Here is a 20,838-nt window from a genome sequence, read left to right on the forward strand (position 1 = left end):
GACAATGAATTTTAGCTGCATTCTATTAGGACAAAAATTTGTTATACAGTCTCTAAAAATTCTACTTTTATGTATTCAGGAGTACGAGGAATATATTTAAGTTCATTCTCCAAAGTCACCACTCCATTTTCTTCTTTTACCTCTTTAAATCCGGCAAACTTATAGGTAACGTACATTGTTCTATTTCTATCAGTAGGAACAAACTCTGCTTGCAGCCTAACATTAGCTTCCTTAGCAATACTCATAATATAATTGAGCATAATAGTTCCAACACCTCTAGACATTACCCTGCAAGACATTAATAAAAGTTTTAATGTCCATACGTCTGATTTGCATTCTAAGAGGACTAATCCTATCTTCCCATAACTTCCAAACTTGTCCTCTAATCCTGCAATAAAAAGCTTATGGTCGTCTGATTTTCTAAATGCATCAAGTTCTTCATAAGAATAGGTGTACCCGGTAGCATTTAATTGATGAGTCCTAACAGTAAGCTCTTCAGCTCTTTGCAAATCGCCTTCCCCTACCTCTGAAATAGTAAAATGCATATTTAAGGATGCGAGAAACTCCTCTTGAGTCCCTGTATTTTCTTCTTCTAATTTTTTACGCTCTATATCGCTCATGTACATTTTTCTTCTGAGCTTTGAATCCTCAGTTATAAATAAAGGATTCATTTGTTCCATGTTAAGTAAATCCTTTATATCTTCTGCATCTATGCATAATACTTCTGGAAATGTGAACTTAACCTCTTCTCTTTCAAACACTTGGTCATCTATAAATGCAAGAGTATCAATACCTATATTTATAGAATCAGCAATCTTTTTAACTGATGATGACTTTGCGTTCCAATTAATTTGCGGATATATAAAATACTCACTTAGTCCAAATTCATTTAGCTTCTCGATAGCTTGATTATGCTCATTTCTGCTAGCAATTGATTGCAGTATTCCACGGTTATCTAGTTCCTTAATGATTTCAACTATTCCATCTCGTAATTCTATATGAGAATCTTCCAGTAGAACACCATTCCAAATAGTATTATCTAAATCCCATACAACGCATTTAACTTTTTTAATGATATTACTCATAATGTCACTCCCTTATTAAATCCTCTAGATAGATCTGAAGGCGTTATTTGCAATTAATACTTCATGTATCTGAGTTGTTCCCTCAATAATTTCATTTACTCTTGCATCTCTGAAATAGCGTTCAACTCTATATTCATTAGAAACACCATTGCCACCATGAATTTGAATAGCATCACTTGTTATTTTAGTAAGCATAGTTGACGCAAAATATTTAACCACCCAAGTCTCCATTATAGAATCTGGATCGCAGATATCCTTTAGATAGCCCGCCTTATAATATAGCTGTCTTGCTGCCTTTATATTGACTACCATTTCTGTTATCATCTTTTGTATTAATTGATTACCGTTAATAGTAGAATTAAATTGTTGTCTTTCTTTCGCATATCTTAAGCTATCTTCTAAGGCTGCTTGAGCAACACCAACACAACCACATGCTACAGAATATCTTCCATAATCAAGACATGAAAGAGCTACATGAGATAAACCAGTGCCAATTCTTCCTACAAGATTTTCTTTTGGGATTCTACAATTTTCAAGGGTTAATTCAGCTATCATAGAAGCTCTTACCCCAAGTAATCCACTCATAGGCTTCTTAGAAAATCCTACTCTATCTTTCTCCACGATAAATGCAGTAGGCTTGTCTTCGCACTTAGCAAAAAGGATAAAGAAGTCTGCTATCTGACCCATTGTTATCCACTTTTTCTTTCCATTTATTACATAATCATCACCATCAGCTACAGCAGTAGCTTCAATACTTTTAGCATCACTACCTATTCTAGGTTCAGTTAATGCAAAAGCTCCTATAGCTTCACCTTTTGCCATCTTATTTAGCCAAGTATCACGCTGAGTTTCAGTCCCCCACCTAAGTAAAGCTAAAGCAGCCATTCCATGGACTGTAAGTAAATTTCTCATAGATGAACAGCCTTTGGCAAATTCCTCATTTAATATTCCTAGAGTAATATTATCAAGGCCCATTCCATCATATTGTTTAGGAATCATAGCTCCTAAATAACCCTTCTCTGCTATTTTCTCTATTAGACTTGGCTCAGTACGTCCCAACCTATCATTTTCATCTGCAACAGGAATAATTGCTTCCTTTACAAAATCTTCAAATTCCTTTTGATATTTTATTTGCTCTGGAGTTAACTCAATAACCAATTTAATTCCACCCCTCAATTTATTAAAACCATAAAATAACTCTATTTAATTTTACTTTCTATTAACGTACAAATTGAATTTATACTCTTAAAGTTGTCAAAATCTAAATCTTCGTTACCGATTTGTAATCCAAATTCTTTTTCAACAAACATAACAAGCTGCATTGCAAATAAAGAATTTACAAATCCTAATTCAAATATATTCTCATCGTCTGCTAACTCGTGTCCTCTAAAATACCTACCTAAAAATGCTTTTATTTTCTCTTTTCTTGCTTCCATATTTCTTGCCTCCATTTTCTATATTTAAATTTTGTGCTAAATTGTATAATCGTAAAAACCTTTACCAGTTTTTCTTCCCTTTAGGTTTGCATCAACCATTTTCTTAAGTAATGGGCAACACTTGAATTTAGGATCTTGATAACTTTCATATAGAACCTCAAGGGAATCTACTACTGTATCAAGACCTATAAGGTCTGCCGTCTCAAGAGGGCCCATTACATGTCCATAACACTTTTTGAATATTGCATCTACCTCTGCTGGAGCTGCTACTTGATCCTGCACGACGAATGCAGCTTCGTTCATAAATAAATGAGAAATTCTGTTTGATACAAATCCAGGCAAATCATTTACGATTATCATCTCTTTACCCATCTTTGAAAGTAGTTCCTTTGTTTTTTCAATTGTTTCTTCAGAAGTATAAAAACCTTTTATTGCTTCAACAGCAGTTTTTATATGCACCGGATTCATAAAATGTGTTCCTATAACTTTGTCTGGTCGTTTAGTCAATGATGCTATTTTAGTTATGGATATACAAGATGTATTAACTAAGAATAAACAACTTTCATTAGGACAATGACATTGATACAATATAACGATGAACACGGCAAAAGCGAAAAAGGGTGTGCATTTGCACACCCCTTGAAAATACTGATAAATCTGCCATTTTTTTAAATCAAAGCCTCTTGCTTCTATATTTAATAACCATTTTTTCAGTCTGTTAATTAGGCTAATTTTTACTCTGGACTAGAGTATCGAGTCGACTTTCTCACAATGGTTCCATCCTCTGTCATCATAACATTACTTCTCTTTTGTCTCATTCGTTTTACTTCTTGAAATGTAGAAATTGAAATAATAGCTGGTCGATGTTCCTTTATGATTTTGATTAACATTCCTTCTCTAATTCTGATAGCACCCGTATATCTCTCGTCATCAAGAATAACTTCGATACTACGTTTTGACCATTTATCATTTCCACGTGATGTCAAAATTTCCCTTTCTTCCAACTTCCTTTTGATTTTCAGAATACTATCTCCATCAAGGAACATATCATAAATCATTTTAACCACCTTAGCCTGTTCCTCATCAACTATCAGCTTTCCATCTTCATCACGCCTGTATCCATAAAACACTCTGTTATTCATTTTGGATTCTGGGTTTTCCCTCATTTTACTAATCCCCCACTTTATATTCAGGCTTTTGTCATCCGATTCCGCTTGTGCCACTCCACCAATTATTGCCAGCATTAATTCTGAATCTTTATCGAAAGAACTAACATTCTCATTTTGAAAAAATATCTCAACACCAATTTCTCTTAATTCCCGCACAGTTCGTAGTAAATATTCTGTATCTCTGTAAAACCGACTGACGGACTTAGTAATGATATAATCCACTTTTCCTGCTTTGCAATCTGCTTTCAGTCTCTCCATATTTTTCCGTTCATATTTTCCTCTGCCTGATGAGACATCAACATATACATCAAATAATTTCAAGTCAGGATTCTTGACAATATCACTCATCAATTTTTCTACTTGATTGGCAAGGCTGTTCATCTGATCATCCTTTGATGAACTAACCCTGCAATATACTCCCGCTCTTTTTATTTTAGATCGTTTAGGCAAACTAACACTTTTCTCAATTTTCATATCATTTTAACCATTCTATCGTTAAAAACAGGTGCATTGTTCTTTTTAAATTATAATGTTTATTAGGCTAAAATACAATGTTTCTTTTAAATCCATTGATTTTAAGGCATTTTTACAAAGTGTACATTTGCCTAATAATCATTTAGAAGGACGAAAACCTTGATACAATTCAACGATGAACCCCTTAGATTGAACACCCTATTTAATATAAGAAGAAAGCCGATTCGGTATTACCCAAATCGGCTGTGTCTCAAATACATATTAAATTGCTCAATTTTCTCGCGAAAACTGAAAGTTTCACTTCTCATTATCAAGTTCTAATAACAATTTTACACCTAATACAGTAGCTGGGACTCTATAATTCGGGGCGAGATTTGAAAGCACAACAACAGCTGTACCTGTTTCGGGATTAAAACCAAGATAGCTATTATAATTTCCTGTACCACCATTATGCCATATGATGTTATTCTTACTATCAAGAATCCAAGACATTCCTATCTCATCCATATGAATACCCATGGTTTTATACATTTCAGTTGATGCATTAATGCTTTTCAGGCTATTATGGCAATCTGAAAAATATGAATTATCTTCAAGTTGCATCTGTGCGTATAAAAGCATATCCTCAATATTTGATGTGACAGCTCCCGCTGACAAATATGCATCGCCTTCTTTCCAATCCCAATACTTTCCAAGGTCTCCGCTTTTATCAGAAATCTGTGTTGAGGTTAAACATAATTCATTTTGTGCAAAATCATTTAACAAGCTTGTATATTCCGTTTCATATACTGACTCAAGAACAAGTCCTAATACTGCATAACCATAATTAGAATATACGAAATCATAACTTGCTTTATTCATATTCAAGTTTCCTGCTTTGTCAGAAACCATTTCTTTTGTAACACCATAAAAATCATTTCTACCATTAAAAAAGTTAGAAACCATAGGACTTTCTAAATAATATCCTTTATAGCCTGAAGTATGTGTCAATAGTTCCTCTATTGTTGGATATGTATTTCCTTCCGGTAAAGATAAATAGTTGTCTATTGTACAATCATTATTTGAGGAACTGGGCGGCAAATACGAAAGGCAAGGGGATTATTTGATACCGTGCTTAACTGTACCCGCCGAAGAAGAACAGGCAATAGGCATCTGGGGGCAACGGCATTTAGATTATCTAAAACAGTACCGTAAAGTTACATACACCAATCTTCTTACAAGCGGCAGGCTAAACGCCTACCTTGCCGACATCAACAGACAGGCACAGGAACGCTTTGAAAGGCTCATAGAGGGTATGAAACAGGCACAGGGCATAACGGAACAGCTAAAGGCAGAAAACGCCTTAGAATGGACAGGATGCCTCAATAACATAAGGGCTTGTGCGAGGGAGATTGTGGAAAAGGAAATTATTTTTGCATAAACAGATGATTAGTGGCAGGGGGAAATCCTGCCGCTTTTTCTGCTTTAGTTTGTCAGCTTGACAAATAAAGGGTTAAGGAATATAATTAGATTCAGTATTATACAAGGAGTTAATAAATATGCGGCAAGGTATTCTTAAATAAACTGTCAATTTGATAGTGGGAACAAAAAGTAGCAGTCCCGTTTCACTTTTAATATGGGGCTTAGTTTTTTGTACCCAGTTTAAGAATACTTTTATCATGTAATTTTATATGCCCGAAAACATATAAGTGTTTTGGGGCTATTGGAGTTATTTACCCAGTGATAGGAGTATTTATCACTGGGTATTTTTATGCCCTTTTTTGGGTGTTGATAGGAGGAAAATCACATGAAAATAATTAACTTAGGCATTCTGGCTCACGTTGACGCAGGAAAGACAACATTAACGGAAAGTTTATTGTATACCAGTGGTGCAATTGCAGAACTAGGGAGCGTAGATGAAGGCACAACAAGGACAGATACAATGAATTTGGAGCGTCAAAGGGGAATCACTATCCAGACAGCAGTGACATCTTTTCAGTGGGAGGATGTAAAAGTCAACATTATAGATACGCCAGGCCATATGGATTTTTTGGCGGAAGTATACCGTTCTTTATCCGTATTAGACGGAGCAGTATTATTAGTTTCTGCAAAGGATGGCATACAGGCACAGACCCGTATACTGTTTCATGCACTACAGATAATGAAGATTCCGACAATTTTTTTCATCAATAAAATTGACCAAGAGGGGATTGATTTGCCAATGGTATATCGGGAAATGAAAGCAAAGCTTTCTTCGGAAATTATAGTGAAGCAAAAGGTTGGGCAGCATCCCCATATAAATGTAACGGACAATGACGATATGGAACAGTGGGATGCGGTAATTATGGGAAACGATGAACTATTAGAGAAATATATGTCAGGGAAACCGTTTAAAATGTCAGAACTGGAACAGGAAGAAAACAGGAGATTCCAAAACGGAACGTTATTTCCCGTTTATCACGGAAGCGCTAAAAACAATCTGGGGATTCGGCAGCTTATAGAAGTAATTGCCAGTAAATTTTATTCATCAACGCCTGAAGGTCAATCTGAACTATGCGGGCAGGTTTTTAAGATTGAATATTCAGAGAAAAGGCGGCGTTTTGTTTATGTGCGTATATATAGCGGAACATTGCATTTGAGGGATGTTATTAGAATATCTGAAAAAGAGAAAATAAAAATCACAGAGATGTATGTTCCGACAAACGGTGAATTATATTCATCCGATACAGCCTGCTCTGGTGATATTGTAATTTTACCAAATGATGTTTTGCAGCTAAACAGTATTTTGGGGAACGAAATACTGTTGCCGCAGAGAAAATTTATTGAAAATCCTCTCCCTATGCTCCAAACAACGATTGCAGTAAAGAAATCTGAACAGCGGGAAATATTGCTTGGGGCACTTACAGAAATTTCAGATGGCGACCCTCTTTTAAAATATTATGTGGATACTACAACGCATGAGATTATACTTTCTTTTTTGGGGAATGTGCAGATGGAAGTCATTTGTGCCATCCTTGAGGAAAAATATCATGTGGAGGCAGAAATAAAAGAGCCTACTGTTATATATATGGAAAGACCGCTTAGAAAAGCAGAATATACCATCCACATAGAAGTCCCGCCAAATCCTTTCTGGGCTTCTGTCGGGTTGTCCATAGAGCCGCTCCCTATTGGAAGCGGAGTGCAGTATGAAAGCAGAGTTTCACTTGGATATTTAAATCAATCGTTCCAAAATGCGGTTATGGAGGGGGTTCTTTATGGCTGCGAGCAGGGGCTGTATGGATGGAAAGTGACAGACTGTAAAATCTGTTTTGAATATGGATTGTATTATAGTCCTGTAAGTACCCCCGCAGACTTTCGGCTGCTTTCCCCTATCGTATTGGAGCAGGCTTTAAAAAAAGCAGGGACAGAACTATTAGAGCCATATCTCCACTTTGAAATTTATGCACCGCAGGAATATCTCTCACGGGCGTATCATGATGCTCCAAGGTATTGTGCAGATATTGTAAGTACTCAGATAAAGAATGACGAGGTCATTCTGAAAGGAGAAATCCCTGCTAGATGTATTCAAGAATACAGGAACGATTTAACTTATTTCACAAATGGGCAGGGAGTCTGCTTGACAGAGTTAAAAGGATACCAGCCAGCTATTGGTAAATTTATTTGCCAACCCCGCCGCCCGAATAGCCGTATAGATAAGGTTCGGCATATGTTCCACAAGTTAGCTTAACAGCTTGCAAAAGTCATATAAAATGAGATTTGAAAGGATTAGAGACTAATTATGATGAAATGCGAATGGATATTGTGTCCTGTTTGTGGGAGCAAAACCCGTAATAAAATTAGGAAGGACACTGTTTTGGAGAATTATCCCCTTTATTGTCCAAAATGCAGACAAGAAAGATTGATTAAAGTTGACAACTTGAAGATAACTGTCATCAAAGAGCCAGACGCTTAAGACGCAGAGCCGATGAAATTGTGGAACAATTCACGAATCATCGGCTCTTTTTGTTTCGTATTTGAAAGAACAAACTCACCAAATAAAAAAAACGATATTCGGGTGGGTTATTTTGTTATACCCTAAATTACCCTCTGAATTTGTTTTTAAATTTGGAGGGATTTTTTTATGTCCTTTTTTCGGGCAGTTATCTATCTGCTCATACGAAGCAAAATTTATCAATACATAGCATATCAGAGAACGGCAGGAAACCAGTTAAAAAAATTTCTGCCAGTGCAACGGTACTTCTCACCTTGAAAGTAGAAGTACAATCTCCATACAATAGAATTACTATTTCCTATAACCGTAAAGGTCACAGAGCCTTTGCGGTTTTTCTTTTGTCGATTTTTGTTGGAAAGTGCCGTAGGGCTGTTTCTGATATGCGGTGTCGTTCTCCGCCTCTCCATCTGGATTTTTTACATTTCAAAAATTCAGATGGGAGGTATTTATGGTGAAATATGCACCAAGAAAGGTATATATCAGAGAAAGTGGCGGCTATGTGGAATTATCCTACACGGAGTTCTGCCGTTGCAGGGAATCCGACCAGACCTATATGGACAAGCTGTTTATCCCCATTCAAGGCTGTCTGCTTGAAGTCGTGAGGGAGCAATACACAGACTTCTACCGTGACAAGGAACGGTGGCGTTATCTGCAAAAATTAGATACAAAGAATAGACTGCTATCTCTCGACGGATTTACGGACAGCGAGGGGAATCCTCTGGACTTTATCACTGATGAAGCGGTGGACATTGCAGAAACCGTTGTCAATGCGGTCATGGTGGACAGGCTGAAAGCCGCCCTGCCTTTGCTGTCGGATAGTGAACAGGAGCTGATACAGGCAATCTTTTTTGACGGACTTTCCGAGCGTGAAGTCGGGGCGAGGTTGGGCATAACCCAGAGCGTTGTAAACAAACGCAAAGCCAGAATCCTAATAAAACTAAGAAAGATAATAGAAAATTCAAATTTTCTTTTCTCATACAAAACCAATTATACCACTACAGGATTACTTTTTCTACAAAAAACCGACTGGATCCAATCCAGCCGGCTGCATTAATCTCCATTATGCTTTTATCTCTGTTCCGTCCTTAAATGTAACCCTTACATCTCCTTTTGCATAAACCGTGATGAAATCTACCAAACCGCACCATAGGTCACTGTCGAATTCAGTCAAAACTTCGTCCTGCTCAGACAATCGGTTGATGTACTCCTTAATTACACCCGACTTTAGTTTACGCTCCTCAATCTCGGCTTTTAACTGTCCTTCCTCTTCCCTTAAGGCCTCATATCGTTCCACCATCTCATCGTAGCGTCTTAAATACTCTATCTGGTCTTGTTCCTTTCGAGCATTCTGACTAACAAATTCCTGCGTTCTTTGAATCAAAACTTTGATTTCATCTCTCACATCGTCAAGTTTCTGTTCAACTTCTGAGGTGTCACAAGCTACTCTGATAATAACATCCATGTTCTCTACCAGCTCGTCCTTATCTTTCATCACTTGATTAAAAGCTGATACGAAAGCCTCCTGTATCTGATGTTCGTACAAATGCGGTGTTTTGCAGTTACACCCCTTCTTTTTCTTCTGGTATTTGTTATTGCATTGATACACAACCCTACGGTATTTATCGTTGGAATGCCAAACCTTGGCACCGTAAATGCCACCACAATTCCCACATCGTATCTTTGCATAATAAATGCTATTGCCCATATACTTTGTGCCGATTTTCTGTCTTCGTAAAATCTCTGCCCTTACCAAATCAAAGGTTTCCGGTGGAATGATGGGTTCGTGATGTCCTTCCACATAATACTGTGGTATTTCCCCTTCGTTCTTCTTTTTCTTCTTTGTCAAAAAGTCAACTGTATACTCTTTCTGCAAAAGTGCATCCCCTTTGTACTTCTCGTTTGTAAGAATCTGAATCACCGTAGAACACCACCATTTATCTTTTCCCATTGGTGTAGGAATACCCATCTCCGTAAGTTTTTCTGCAATCTTGTAATGCGAAAATCCCTCAAGGTAAAGTTTGTAAATAAGTCTGACTATCTTTGCCTGCTCCTCGTTGATTACAAATTCCCCATTCGGTCCCTTATCATACCCAAGGAAATTTGAATAAGCCAAGCTGACCTTACCGTCTGCAAAGGCTTTTCTCTTACCCCAAGTGGTGTTCTCTGAAATACTGCGTGATTCTTCCTGTGCCAAAGAACTCATTATCGTAATAAGGAGTTCTCCCTTTGCATCGAGCGTCCAGATATTCTCCTTTTCAAAGAAAATCTCCACGCCCTTTTCTTTCAGTTTTCTTACTGTCACGAGGGAATCAACCGTGTTTCTCGCAAATCGGCTGACCGACTTTGTAATGATCAGGTCAATTTTTCCATCAAGTGCATCCTGCACCATTTCGTTGAATCCGTCTCGTCGATTCGTGTTTGTTGCTGATATACCTTCGTCCGTGTAAACCTTTACAAATTCCCAATCTTCTCTGCTCTTTATGTAGGTTGTATAATAATCCACCTGCGCCTCGTAGCTTGTTGCCTGTTCTTCTGTATCCGTTGAAACACGGGCATATCCTGCAACTCTTCGTCTTCTAATCGAAGTTATCGGCTGAAAATCAAAACGATTGATGGTAGCAGGTATTACCGTTACTTTCTTTGCCATACGCTCTTTTTCCTTTCTTTGTCATTTAATTCAAATCTTTCATCGAAAACCACCATGTCCTCAAAGGTGCTTGCAAATAAGGGTTCATAGTCCTTGCTTTGCAAAATTTCCTGCACAGCCTGTCTTACTTCTTCATCCAAGACCCTTTTTGCAGAACAGTTCTTGCAATTCCAAACCTTTACCTTTTGTTTCTGCCCGGCGGGTCCCATTTTCCAAGTGTCGCTTTCCAACTTACCGCCACAACAACCGCAGGTCAGTTTCCCGGAAAAACCGCTGTAGCCTTTCTTGTAGGCTCGCATAACCTTCTTCACACTTCCGTTGTTTAATAGAAACTCAACCCTATCCAAATGGATGGTTATCTGCTCCACCCTTCTTCTGACTTCATCTTCATCAAAGTTTTCTGCTCCTAAAGCGGTCATGGCAGCATCCATAAGTTCCGTTTCATAAATTGGTCGAAGTTCACACTCTCCTTTGCCCTTACGCTCTCTGGTGTTGCAATTCCACTTCTTACCGTATTTTGTGGTTCTTCTGCTGACGGAACACCCGCAACAGCCACACTTGACCATTCCAGAAAAGGCAGTCTTAATAAAGTCCTTATTTGGCATTGCCTTTGCACGTTCCTGTTTTATCTGCTGAACCTTTGCAAAGTCCTCAACCGAAACCAACGGCTCAAACATCTCTTCTACTGCATACTGTGGCAATTCTCCCTTGTTGTACTTTCTGACATGGTTCTCATTGATGTAGTTTTTCTGTAAAACCATCGTTCCCGTGTAAGAAATACTCGAAAGGATATTCTTAATCGTGGAATCATCCATCGGAACTCCGCTTTGCCCCACCACTCCATCAGCCTCTAAACCTTTGGCTATGGAATATGCAGGTTCTCCTGCCAAGTACCGTCTGTAAATGTCTTTTACCACTTTTCCCTGTTCCGAAATGATACGGAACATCTCTCCATCCCACCTGTAGCCGTATGGAGCCTTATGACCATTTGGAATTCCTTGTTGGAAACGCTTACGAATTGCCCACTTGATATTTTCTGAAATGCTGCGTGACTCTTCCTGTGCAAAGGAAGCAAGAAGTGTAAGAAGAAGTTCTCCATCGTCTGACATGGAATGGATGCGTTCTCTCTCGAAATAAACATCGATGCCGAGTTCCTTTAGGTGTCTTGTAACCTGTAAAGTATCAACCGTGTCTCTTGCAAATCGGCTGATGGACTTTACAAGCACAAGATCGATAAGTCCGGCTTCGCAATCTTCCACCAGTCGGTTGAAATCATCACGTTTTTTTCTGCTTGTACCCGTGATGGCTTCGTCTGCATAAACACCTACATACTTCCATTCCGGATTACTCTGAATATAGGAACTAAAGTAACTTACCTGTGCTGACAAAGAATGTAATAATTCATCATCAGAAACACGGGCATAAGCAGCAACTCTTATTCTTCTTTTTACACTTGGCAATGTCGCATGAATCGTTGTAATTACTGGCATTTTGACCCTCCTTTCCATGTGACATATTCCCGTACTATTCGGTTTGTATCAAGTCAATGTCGAACAATAAACTACTCAAATTTGGACGGTATTTTTCACGGAAAATTGTATCAATCTGCTTATATTCTTCTTTGCTAATAAGCCCTTGATTTAAGAGGTTTTTGACCTTACTCATGGTCGTTTGATAGAGTCTTTCGTTTCTAAACGCTTCCTTAGTCATCAATGCCACCTCCAAATCTGTCTGCGATATAACATTCATGGCTGCAATACTTACGGTTTGCATTGCCGTATACCGTAAATGGCTTTTTACAATATGGACACTCATATTCGTACATGGCTTTGCGATTGACCTTATCAAGGTGAGCATTCCACCACTTGTTTCTGCATCTATCCGAACAAAACTTCTTTTTCTTTCTTCCGGGATTTTGTTTTATGGCCACCCCACAGCAAAGGCACACATCCTTTTTCACCTCTCCCTGTTCTGCCATCTTTCCTCCAAGACCATGTCTTCTGCAGTAAGTTTTGACGGTGTTCTCCGAAAGTTCCATCTGTTCTGCGATTTTCTTATATCCCAATCCGGCTTCTCTTAAATTTCCAATCTGAATCTTCTGTGCGTCTGTCATAGCCACACCTCCACAAGTTATTGAAGGAACGTGCCATCGTTACGAAGTTTTCCCTTCACTATCCTTGGGTCACGAAAATCCATTTTGAACGGATTTATTTTTATCCTTCTAGTGGCTATGTAAACGAAACGCCCCTTTTTCCCCTTTTTGAGCAAAAAAAATAAGCCTGCAGACTCCAAACGGAATCCACAGGCCTACTGTGTCACTTATACTCTTTTTACATAATCAAGGGAAATCCATCCTGCACCGGACTTTAACTTGCCCCATTTGGTTGCACCCTTACCATCGGACTCTTCCACAATGGTATATACTCCCTTTGGAATATACTTCGTTCTTGCATAGTTCGTTCCTGGACCCTTACGGATATTAAGGTCAGAGATGCTGACCTTTACAAGATAAGGTTCAAATGCTGTGTTGGAATACAGCACTTTCCCGGACTCATCAAATACGGAATAACCCTTATTCTCATCAGCGCACTTCTTTGCATATTCCAAATTATGATATGCACCCTTCTGTGATGCCGCATCCGCCCATGTCTTACGCACACGATACCATACTTCTTTTTCTTCTACAGGCTTTTCAACCTTAGTACCGATAATGGCATTAAGGATAGTAAGAATCTTACCACCATAGCCTTTGCCTGTTGCCCAGCCTTTTCCATTCGGATTTTCCTTTTGACCGAGCCAATCCACATATTCTGCACTTCCTCTTGTGACATATTTGAATCGTGGGTCTACACATTCATTCACAAGAGCATCTGCACAGGCATAAGCCTTTAAGTGCTGAATCTGTGCCCTGATACCAAGCTGTGCAGTATCAAAGGAATTTCCCGTTTTACCCTTAGAAGTTACACCCATACCACAGTAGTTGTTCTGTGCAAGTGTTACGGCAGTCCCTTCGAATTTGAAGTTACCTGTTTCCAGACAAGACTGTGCGAATGCAATATCTCCTCTTACTCCCTCTGCCTTGCCTTCTGATAAGTAAAGCGGAATCATATCAATTACCGACTGAGCCACAGATGGGTTCTTTGCTTTAATGTAAGCCGCCATCTGTTCTGCTGTTGCAACTGCTGTTCCCATAATCTTCGTATAGGAACTCGTATCCTCTGTAACCATTGCAGCTTTTACATCCTTACGGAATCCATCCATTGTGTAACCCATGCCAAGCTGTGTCCACAAATGTTCTGGGTCTCCGTGGTTACTTGCCACACCACGAGCATGACCTTCCTTATGGCTTATAATGACACCATCTGCTGTTGGGTCTAAGCTATACTCCGTACAGAGCATTGCAAACAACTCCACAGCCGCCTCATAGGTTCTTTTGGCTACAGCTTTTGCCTCTTCCAAGTTAGAACAGGTAAATGAAGAACCGCCTGTGTACTTGATGCAGGCAGGCTCGCACATTTCTACACCGATATGGGTATTATTACTTGAGCCACCACCATGCCATCCTCTGTGATTCCAAGGAAGTGTCTGATACACCGTTCCATCATTACCATCAATAAATGCGTGGACACAGGCTCTGTCATAAGAAGACTTGTTCCACGAATTAATAAAGGCTAATGCCTTCGGTTGGGAACACCCAACCGAATGAAGCATCAGCCCTAAGACAGTAATTTTCTTCCCTGCCTTATAACAGGGATTGTTTGTCATAATAGATTCAATTAACTTCATGCTACTCCTCGCTTTCTGCATCTTCATGCAACTGCTTCAATACAAGTTTCAGTTTTTCAGGAATTGGCAGACCTAAAATCCCGGCATTCTCTAAAAGTGATACACCTTCGTTAGAAAGGTAAAAGAAAATGACCGCTGTTCTAAGTACGCTGCCTGTTCCAATCACCTGCACATCCAGAATGTTTGACATTCCCACAAGGATGAATATCAACACCTTACGGCAGATACCTCTGAAACCTACTTCGCTAGAGAGTGTTTTGTTGGAAATTGCACACATCACACCAGTCACATAATCAGCAACTACAAATACAACAAGTGCAATCAACAGTCCGTCACAACCTCCAAGGAAGTATCCGAGCCATCCACCAATGACCGTAAATACAGCCTGAATTCCATTCCAAAATGCTTTCATGGTTTTGTCCTCCTTTAAATTTTTGTATAAAAAAAGCAACCACCCTTTCGAGCAATTGCTAATTTCCATATACCTATATCTGCTTTGGTAACCATTCCCACAGTCTCATATCTTCCTGTCCTAAAGACCACATACAAGTGCCTCTTAACTTCCACCGATATGCTGCCTGGTTAATCCAATACACAAGACTGTCCACATCTTGGTAATACAGAATAGAAAAACCATCTGCATCTCCAAGGAAAAGCCTTGAAATCCATATATTTATATCCTTGGGAATAATCTTAACTGAGTAATCATTCCCACAGGATAACGACTCCATCGTATGTGAATGGTAAAAATCATATTCAAGTGATATTTCCTCACTTCGTGTAGTGGATTCCTCCACATCGCTTGTGAGCGTAAACACTTGAAACTCATCATTCCATACACAGTTCGTTCTTGCAATTCTGCCAAAGGATGATGTCTTGCCATCCGGCATAATCACATCAAAGCGTTCATATGGCTCATATGTCCATGCATCACCCATACGCAGCAGTTCGCAAATGGATGTATTGTCAGAACGATACCCTGCATAACCTCCCGTAAATCCGCTCACGTTTGCCGTAAAACGAAGAACAGAAGAAGAACCGGAATAAACCCTTACCTTTCCATTTCTGATTCGCATTTCTACGGTATAAACGCTTGGATCCGTTCGTAAGGATGCATCCGTGTTTTTTGCAATCTCCGTAGCATAACTTCCAATCAATGTCGAACCATTGTACAGTTCTACTGCCTGATTAGAGATATTAAGACAACAATATAGACTGCCACAAAATACACCAGCTCTGCCACTACCGTTCTTTAGAAAACCAAGTCGCGCTCTAATGTGTATGTCCTTAAAGCCTGAATAGTCCCACATAAGGTCTCCATATCCTTCAAGCTGCGAGTAGACTCTTTCTGTCGAATACTCATCTTCTCGCCATATACTCCATTTCCCACTATCGGTTTTCCAGAACCCTGTTTCAAGCACACCACTATCTCTGAAATCTTCATACCAAACAAGTGCCGAGTCTGGCTTTCTTCTAAGCATTTCAAGTGTCAGCTTAAAACCTTTGTCGGGTCCAACCATATTGCCATCCACATCTTTAAATTGTCTCGGAGCAACCACATAGGTGGCATCCCCCGCTGATGGATACTCATTGAATGCCGAGCAGACCCTAAAACCATAAAACTGTACCCCTTTTACATCAACAGATACTTTTATCGTATGTGTTCCGGCAGACAAAGCCACACCTTTTGCAAGTGTTTTCCAGAAGGTTGTTCTCCAATACGGCCACCACAATCGGCTCTCATAGAAATGTACTTCTGCCCCATCAATGCTTATATAAACACCGTTCTTATCCCAAAACGGATAACATAGCCTTACTGCAATATCATAAGTTCCAGCCGATGCAACCGTAAAGTTGTATGTAGCCGTACCTTCATCACCTAAAGAAACCATGCTGTCTGATACTGAAACAACACCTGTGTATTTGTCAGGAGTACCTCCACCCCGGTCAACATAGATAGTTCCAAACTCTGCCTTCTGCTCCTTGCTATAGGCTGTCAGATACTTTCTTCCGTTATAGGAACTTGCTATCTGTGGCTGTGATCGGGAAGTGGCATCCTGCCCTTCCATGTAGTCATACACCTGTGGCAATGCCCACGGTACTTTATTGTCATCATCCCAATAAGACAGAATTGGAATAAAAGGCTGTGGTGGAGCATCTCCCGTGAAGTTATACTTTCCTTTCATCCAGTTCTGTGCTGCATAATAGGTATTGGAAGTCCCTCTGTATGTCTTTCCGATATTTGCCGGGTCATCGTAAATCTGCCAGTTCCATCCATAAGTCGGCATTCCAAGAAACACCTTCTTTGGATTCATAACCTTAGAGGCATAATCATAAATTCCCTCAAGCCAACTTCTCGGAGATACGGGTCCAGGAGCAGAACCTGCCCAAGCCATACCATAACTCATGATGGATGCTGTATCGCAGTATTTATCCAAATCGGCATACACGCACCAGTTCTCTCCACCAACCGAACCATTCACGGAAGTCATGCCCGGCAGACAGATATTCATGTGTTTGGATGAATCATATCCCTTTACTGTGTTATAAATATTGGCAAACATCTGTGTAGATGCCTTGTGTGTGGAATATCCATCTCCTTTTTCCAAGTCAATGTCAATTCCGTCACACCAAGAATATTTTTTCATAATTCTTACAATCTCAGAAAGAAACATATCCTGTGCACCATCTGTATTATCCCTAAGTGCTTTAAAAATACTGTTGCTACCATCGTTTGCTACAGTAAGCAGCCACTTGATATGAGACCACTTGTTGATGTAAGTGAGCATATTGGAAATGGCAACACCAGACTCATAAATCTCTCCTGTTGCTTTTACCTTAAAAGAAAAAAGACCAATCTGACTGATTCGGTCTCCATAATCCCTAAGTGCCTGATACATTCGGGTATTTCCCATGAATGTCCACACCATGACTTGTCTTCCTTCAAGCGTATTCATTACAAAAGCTCACCTCCATCTTCCATTTCCTGCAGTTCAAACAGTACCCTTGCCGATTTTCCCTTTTCCACCTTTACGATGTGTTTGGAATCCCACGCTGCACTATACTGATAAAATCCTTCTTTCTTCTCCGCTGCTCCATTTTTAAGGCACTCCCTTGTGGATGCCAAAAGCTGTATTTCATCGTCCGCTTTCATCGCAGATGGAAACCTTACCCTTTGACCTCCGACACCTTGTGCCAGTTCTATGGAATCAGATGCCATATCTGACTTTGGATATACACTGATATCCAGTCCAGCCGATGTGCCGCCAAGGTTGCATACAATAACTGTTTCCTTGGAACGAACCACCCCATTAAACCAAACTGGCTCTCTATCCACTCCATCGTCTTGGCTTTTTGTCAGTAATTTTTCTGTATGTGGTGCATAGCCTGTAAGTGCCGAACCTTCCTGTAGCTGAAGGTCTGTAAAATAAATCGTGCCGGAACAATCGGAAATGATAGGACTGACCGATATGCTTGTGACACACTTATCCTGTTTCTTATTGATGACCTCTGCAAGTCGAATAAATGCAACATTACCCATCTTGCGACCACTTAATCTCACATGGATGTCCTATCCACCCCGTTGCTACCGAGCCACCCTGCAAAAGTAAATCCGTTACATACAAAGTTCCTGTACAATTCGTAATGCACACCCTTACAGTAATGGACTTTACTCGCTCTCCATAGTTTTTTGGTGTGACCCTAGCAGATGTTGCGGAAAAATATGCCACTTCTCACACCTCCATCAATATAAATCAATAAATCTTGTTTCTGTCGTTCCATCTTCATATTCAATGACAACCTCAATCCCTACTTGCGAAGAATCGGATAGTTTCTTAAGGTTCTCCGAGCCAATCTGTGCCGACAGCGTATAACTGGAACGATTCGCAGGATACACGGTCTGTGAAAGACTCTTTGTCATTCCACTTACACCTTCTGCCTTAAAGGAAGCTGTACCGCTTGCCCCATTCTCTCCGTCAGCTTCAAAACCGGAACTAACCCAATACGCCAGTCCATCATCGGCTCTCGAATTTCGCAGCAGATTAAATGGAACCATTTCACGAATGTCGTCGTTCGTGACCATGCTCGTTCCTTCGAGTGTGTCAGCCACGCTATCCCATTGTGTTGCTGATGAGCCTAAGTTCTTTAATGTGGTCGATAACTCAAGCACCGTATTCCAAGGCTCCTGCAAGTTATACTCTCTTCGGATAATTCTTGTTGTGATGGAAAGACCAAGTTCCCTATCTTCCACTCTTACATAATCACCAAGTTCCCAAGCCTCATGCTCGTAACCTGTCAGCACCGATAAGTCCATAGCATTCAGCACATAGGAAATGGACGGTTTACAGTATTCTGCCAATCTCATATTGGTGTACTCAAGCATCTGATATGGATTGGTAAATGAAGAACAGTCAAGTGTGGTAATTCGGATATCCTTAGTAAAAGTAAAATCCTCTACATAAGGTTTCCCACCATTGATATCTGCAAATGTTAATCCTTCTGCACCTACCGCATAAAGCCTCGTTACAAGACTTCTGGTATCCACCACTCGCTTAATACTCTTCATGTTCTTTTTATAAGCAAACAAGGCTCCGCTGTCCTTGCCATTAACTGTAAGTAAATGAACCAGTCTGTTCGGACAGTCAAATACCAGATCACCGCCATGCAGGTCTGCGATATTACGAAGAATGGAAAGAGCATTTTTTTCTTTACTCGTCCATGTTCGTTTTGTCTTTACTTCTACCGTTCCGACACTCCACTCCGTATCAGCAAGTGCATACTGCATTGCCACTTCCGGGAGTTCTGCATCAAAGGTTCGTTCCTCTTTTCTTACGGAAAAGGTCAAATCATAGAACTCTGCCTCTGCATACACTTCCGTAACTGTTGTACCATCGGTAGCCTTTGTATCTGTAACGGTTCTGACCTTATAGACATCGTCTACAATCTGTATTTTCTTCTCGCTGTCAATATATCTTCGTTTTGCATCCCTGTATGAAATTTTAAATGTCAGCGTATCTTCTCCGTTGATTTCTCCCGTAACAATAATGTCATAGGCATTTTCAAGTACAGACTCCCACGCTCCATTCTCATCCAAGACAACAGGACGGGCATAGCCAATCTTTCCGTATGGTGCTTTCGGAATATCATACAGTCTGATATCTACCACCTTCGGTGTTTTGGAAGTATCCGTTGTAGAAAGTGTCATTCTAAAACGAATGTACTCCCTGTTCGGAGACTGCAATTTGCCATCTGTGGATACCGCCACCCAATCACTCCACTCCACCAAATCATCACTTGTGGATGTTTCAATGTTAGAAACAGAGGTCGTACCAACCACATATTCACTTGTGACAGATACTTTTCCTGTTCCTGAAAGATTGCACTTTGCTGCAGCAGAGGTAAAGACAGCTTCTGTCGGATACACACCGCTTGTAGCACGGAGAGTAACAACTCCCGGACTTGTCGTTCCGTCTATGTCACCCGTTGTATCCCCACCATTTGCCAAACAGGCCGAATGAAAATAATCAACCAAATCCTCTGCTGTAAGTTCACTATCACAATCCAAAAACCAGTCATCGAAACCACCTGCATACCAATAAGACATGGAGTGCATACCCCAGATAAGGTCTGCTGTACAAGTGGTGTTCAAATCACCCGTAATACTCAAATCTTCGGAAATCCACGCTTCTCCTGTGGATTTATCCCCCACCACAATCCATGCTTTCTTATTGGATGGCTCAATAACTGCCGCTATAAAATACCAACTACCATTAGAAAAAGAAATGGTCGGTGACACGGACTTATCTAAAATCAATGTCCCCGAAGAGTTATACAGCATCAGTCTTGGCTTTCCTCTAATCAAAGAAAGATAAAAAATAGGCTGTCCCGGACCATAACGGGTATTAAGGATTGGTGTATATGTATTCCCGATGGAATACGTTGTCGGCTGCATCCACCCGCCACAGATAATTCTCTCTCCGATATTTGCAAAAAGAGAACCATCATTTGTTACCTTAAGGTAGGTCTGCTCTGTGGCTGGGTTGTTTATGTTCATTCGAAAATAATTACCGAAGATACCTGCTCGAAGTGATGCCGTAGTTCCCGACCACTTATTGATATACGCATTTCTTCCCATGCCGGATGAATCGGCTAATTCCGTATTTCCATCTGGAGCAGACTCACTAAAACGCCACAATCCGTCTTTGGCATATTCTGATGGAAATTCGCCTGTAAAATCTGTCTGCTTATTCAAAACTGTTTTTAATGACAT

The 20,838-nt window shown here is 40.0% G+C and carries 19 protein-coding genes and 1 pseudogene; 4 read left to right on the forward strand and 16 right to left on the reverse strand.

The window, feature by feature from the left end:
- Window positions 1–41 precede the first annotated feature (41 nt).
- From CLOCEL_RS19745 to CLOCEL_RS19770, 6 genes are all read right to left on the reverse strand, one after another.
- Entirely contained in the window at window positions 42–1,085 is a 1,044-nt protein-coding gene (locus tag CLOCEL_RS19745; RefSeq protein ID WP_010073956.1) for an HAD-IIIC family phosphatase, read from the reverse strand.
- A 24-nt stretch (window positions 1,086–1,109) separates the two neighbouring features.
- On the reverse strand, window positions 1,110–2,243 hold the full coding sequence (locus CLOCEL_RS19750; RefSeq protein ID WP_010073957.1) for an acyl-CoA dehydrogenase family protein: 1,134 nt from the start codon (window positions 2,241–2,243) through the stop codon (window positions 1,110–1,112).
- A 41-nt stretch (window positions 2,244–2,284) separates the two neighbouring features.
- Window positions 2,285–2,521 (reverse strand): acyl carrier protein, encoded by a 237-nt coding sequence (locus CLOCEL_RS19755; RefSeq protein WP_010073958.1) that lies wholly within the window; start codon window positions 2,519–2,521, stop codon window positions 2,285–2,287.
- A gap of 36 nt (window positions 2,522–2,557) precedes the next feature.
- Entirely contained in the window at window positions 2,558–3,124 is a 567-nt protein-coding gene (locus tag CLOCEL_RS19760; RefSeq protein WP_242655185.1) for a 3-hydroxyacyl-CoA dehydrogenase family protein, read from the reverse strand.
- A gap of 131 nt (window positions 3,125–3,255) precedes the next feature.
- Window positions 3,256–4,140, reverse strand: a complete 885-nt coding sequence (locus CLOCEL_RS19765) for a recombinase family protein (protein WP_242655186.1) — start codon at window positions 4,138–4,140, stop codon at window positions 3,256–3,258.
- Window positions 4,141–4,461: 321 nt separating this feature from the next.
- Entirely contained in the window at window positions 4,462–5,154 is a 693-nt protein-coding gene (locus tag CLOCEL_RS19770) for a serine hydrolase domain-containing protein (protein ID WP_010073961.1), read from the reverse strand.
- A 55-nt stretch (window positions 5,155–5,209) separates the two neighbouring features.
- Between CLOCEL_RS19770 and CLOCEL_RS19775 the strand changes: the two genes are divergently transcribed.
- The 4 genes and pseudogenes from CLOCEL_RS19775 to CLOCEL_RS19785 all read left to right on the forward strand — a co-directional run bounded on the left by CLOCEL_RS19775 (window position 5,210) and on the right by CLOCEL_RS19785 (window position 9,188).
- Complete coding sequence (locus tag CLOCEL_RS19775) at window positions 5,210–5,584, forward strand: TnpV protein (RefSeq protein ID WP_013291955.1); 375 nt, start codon at window positions 5,210–5,212, stop codon at window positions 5,582–5,584.
- A gap of 366 nt (window positions 5,585–5,950) precedes the next feature.
- Window positions 5,951–7,870, forward strand: a complete 1,920-nt coding sequence (tet(O), locus tag CLOCEL_RS19780) for a tetracycline resistance ribosomal protection protein Tet(O) (RefSeq protein ID WP_005357924.1) — start codon at window positions 5,951–5,953, stop codon at window positions 7,868–7,870.
- 51 nt (window positions 7,871–7,921) lie between these two features.
- Window positions 7,922–8,111: pseudogene (locus CLOCEL_RS22540) on the forward strand (cysteine-rich KTR domain-containing protein).
- A 471-nt stretch (window positions 8,112–8,582) separates the two neighbouring features.
- On the forward strand, window positions 8,583–9,188 hold the full coding sequence (locus CLOCEL_RS19785; RefSeq protein ID WP_010073962.1) for a sigma-70 family RNA polymerase sigma factor: 606 nt from the start codon (window positions 8,583–8,585) through the stop codon (window positions 9,186–9,188).
- 6 nt (window positions 9,189–9,194) lie between these two features.
- Here CLOCEL_RS19785 and CLOCEL_RS19790 read toward each other — a convergent pair whose 3' ends face one another.
- The 10 genes from CLOCEL_RS19790 to CLOCEL_RS19835 form a co-directional block, all read right to left on the reverse strand.
- A complete protein-coding gene (locus CLOCEL_RS19790; protein ID WP_010073963.1) occupies window positions 9,195–10,781 on the reverse strand; it encodes a recombinase family protein in 1,587 nt (528 codons plus the stop codon).
- Complete coding sequence (locus tag CLOCEL_RS19795) at window positions 10,766–12,271, reverse strand: recombinase family protein (protein WP_010073964.1); 1,506 nt, start codon at window positions 12,269–12,271, stop codon at window positions 10,766–10,768. Before CLOCEL_RS19795 ends, CLOCEL_RS19790 begins: the two co-directional genes overlap by 16 nt.
- Window positions 12,272–12,305: 34 nt before the next feature.
- Complete coding sequence (locus CLOCEL_RS19800; protein WP_010073965.1) at window positions 12,306–12,491, reverse strand: SHOCT domain-containing protein; 186 nt, start codon at window positions 12,489–12,491, stop codon at window positions 12,306–12,308.
- Window positions 12,484–12,894, reverse strand: coding sequence for a DNA-directed RNA polymerase sigma-70 factor (locus CLOCEL_RS19805; protein ID WP_010073966.1), 411 nt, complete (start codon window positions 12,892–12,894; stop codon window positions 12,484–12,486). The genes CLOCEL_RS19800 and CLOCEL_RS19805 overlap by 8 nt, the downstream gene beginning before the upstream one ends.
- 206 nt (window positions 12,895–13,100) lie before the next feature.
- Entirely contained in the window at window positions 13,101–14,567 is a 1,467-nt protein-coding gene (locus CLOCEL_RS19810; RefSeq protein WP_010073967.1) for an N-acetylmuramoyl-L-alanine amidase, read from the reverse strand.
- A 1-nt stretch (window position 14,568) separates the two neighbouring features.
- Window positions 14,569–14,979 carry a phage holin family protein gene (locus tag CLOCEL_RS19815; protein WP_010073968.1) on the reverse strand — a complete coding sequence of 137 codons (411 nt, stop codon included), beginning with the start codon at window positions 14,977–14,979 and terminating at the stop codon, window positions 14,569–14,571.
- Window positions 14,980–15,052: 73 nt separating this feature from the next.
- Complete coding sequence (locus CLOCEL_RS19820; protein WP_010073970.1) at window positions 15,053–17,524, reverse strand: glycosyl hydrolase family 18 protein; 2,472 nt, start codon at window positions 17,522–17,524, stop codon at window positions 15,053–15,055.
- Entirely contained in the window at window positions 17,524–18,108 is a 585-nt protein-coding gene (locus CLOCEL_RS19825; RefSeq protein WP_010073971.1) for a hypothetical protein, read from the reverse strand. Before CLOCEL_RS19825 ends, CLOCEL_RS19820 begins: the two co-directional genes overlap by 1 nt.
- The gene (locus CLOCEL_RS19830; protein WP_010073972.1) at window positions 18,101–18,298 is read right to left on the reverse strand and encodes a hypothetical protein; all 198 of its coding nucleotides are present in this window, start codon (window positions 18,296–18,298) and stop codon (window positions 18,101–18,103) included. Before CLOCEL_RS19830 ends, CLOCEL_RS19825 begins: the two co-directional genes overlap by 8 nt.
- A gap of 14 nt (window positions 18,299–18,312) precedes the next feature.
- Complete coding sequence (locus CLOCEL_RS19835; protein WP_010073973.1) at window positions 18,313–20,838, reverse strand: phage tail spike protein; 2,526 nt, start codon at window positions 20,836–20,838, stop codon at window positions 18,313–18,315.

This window comes from Clostridium cellulovorans 743B, from assembly GCF_000145275.1.
GTDB lineage: Bacteria > Bacillota > Clostridia > Clostridiales > Clostridiaceae > Clostridium_K > Clostridium_K cellulovorans.

Excerpts from the sequence above, each read along its gene's own strand:
- CLOCEL_RS19745 (WP_010073956.1), bottom strand. The coding sequence starts at position 1,085 with ATGAGTAATATCATTAAAAAAGTTAAATGCGTTGTATGGGATTTAGAT.
- CLOCEL_RS19755 (WP_010073958.1), bottom strand. The coding sequence starts at position 2,521 with ATGGAAGCAAGAAAAGAGAAAATAAAAGCATTTTTAGGTAGGTATTTT.
- CLOCEL_RS19785 (WP_010073962.1), top strand. The coding sequence starts at position 8,583 with ATGGTGAAATATGCACCAAGAAAGGTATATATCAGAGAAAGTGGCGGC.
- CLOCEL_RS19790 (WP_010073963.1), bottom strand. The coding sequence starts at position 10,781 with ATGGCAAAGAAAGTAACGGTAATACCTGCTACCATCAATCGTTTTGAT.
- CLOCEL_RS19795 (WP_010073964.1), bottom strand. The coding sequence starts at position 12,271 with ATGCCAGTAATTACAACGATTCATGCGACATTGCCAAGTGTAAAAAGA.
- CLOCEL_RS19800 (WP_010073965.1), bottom strand. The coding sequence starts at position 12,491 with ATGACTAAGGAAGCGTTTAGAAACGAAAGACTCTATCAAACGACCATG.
- CLOCEL_RS19805 (WP_010073966.1), bottom strand. The coding sequence starts at position 12,894 with ATGACAGACGCACAGAAGATTCAGATTGGAAATTTAAGAGAAGCCGGA.
- CLOCEL_RS19810 (WP_010073967.1), bottom strand. The coding sequence starts at position 14,567 with ATGAAGTTAATTGAATCTATTATGACAAACAATCCCTGTTATAAGGCA.
- CLOCEL_RS19815 (WP_010073968.1), bottom strand. The coding sequence starts at position 14,979 with ATGAAAGCATTTTGGAATGGAATTCAGGCTGTATTTACGGTCATTGGT.
- CLOCEL_RS19820 (WP_010073970.1), bottom strand. The coding sequence starts at position 17,524 with ATGAATACGCTTGAAGGAAGACAAGTCATGGTGTGGACATTCATGGGA.
- CLOCEL_RS19825 (WP_010073971.1), bottom strand. The coding sequence starts at position 18,108 with ATGGGTAATGTTGCATTTATTCGACTTGCAGAGGTCATCAATAAGAAA.
- CLOCEL_RS19835 (WP_010073973.1), bottom strand. The coding sequence starts at position 20,838 with ATGTCATTAAAAACAGTTTTGAATAAGCAGACAGATTTTACAGGCGAA.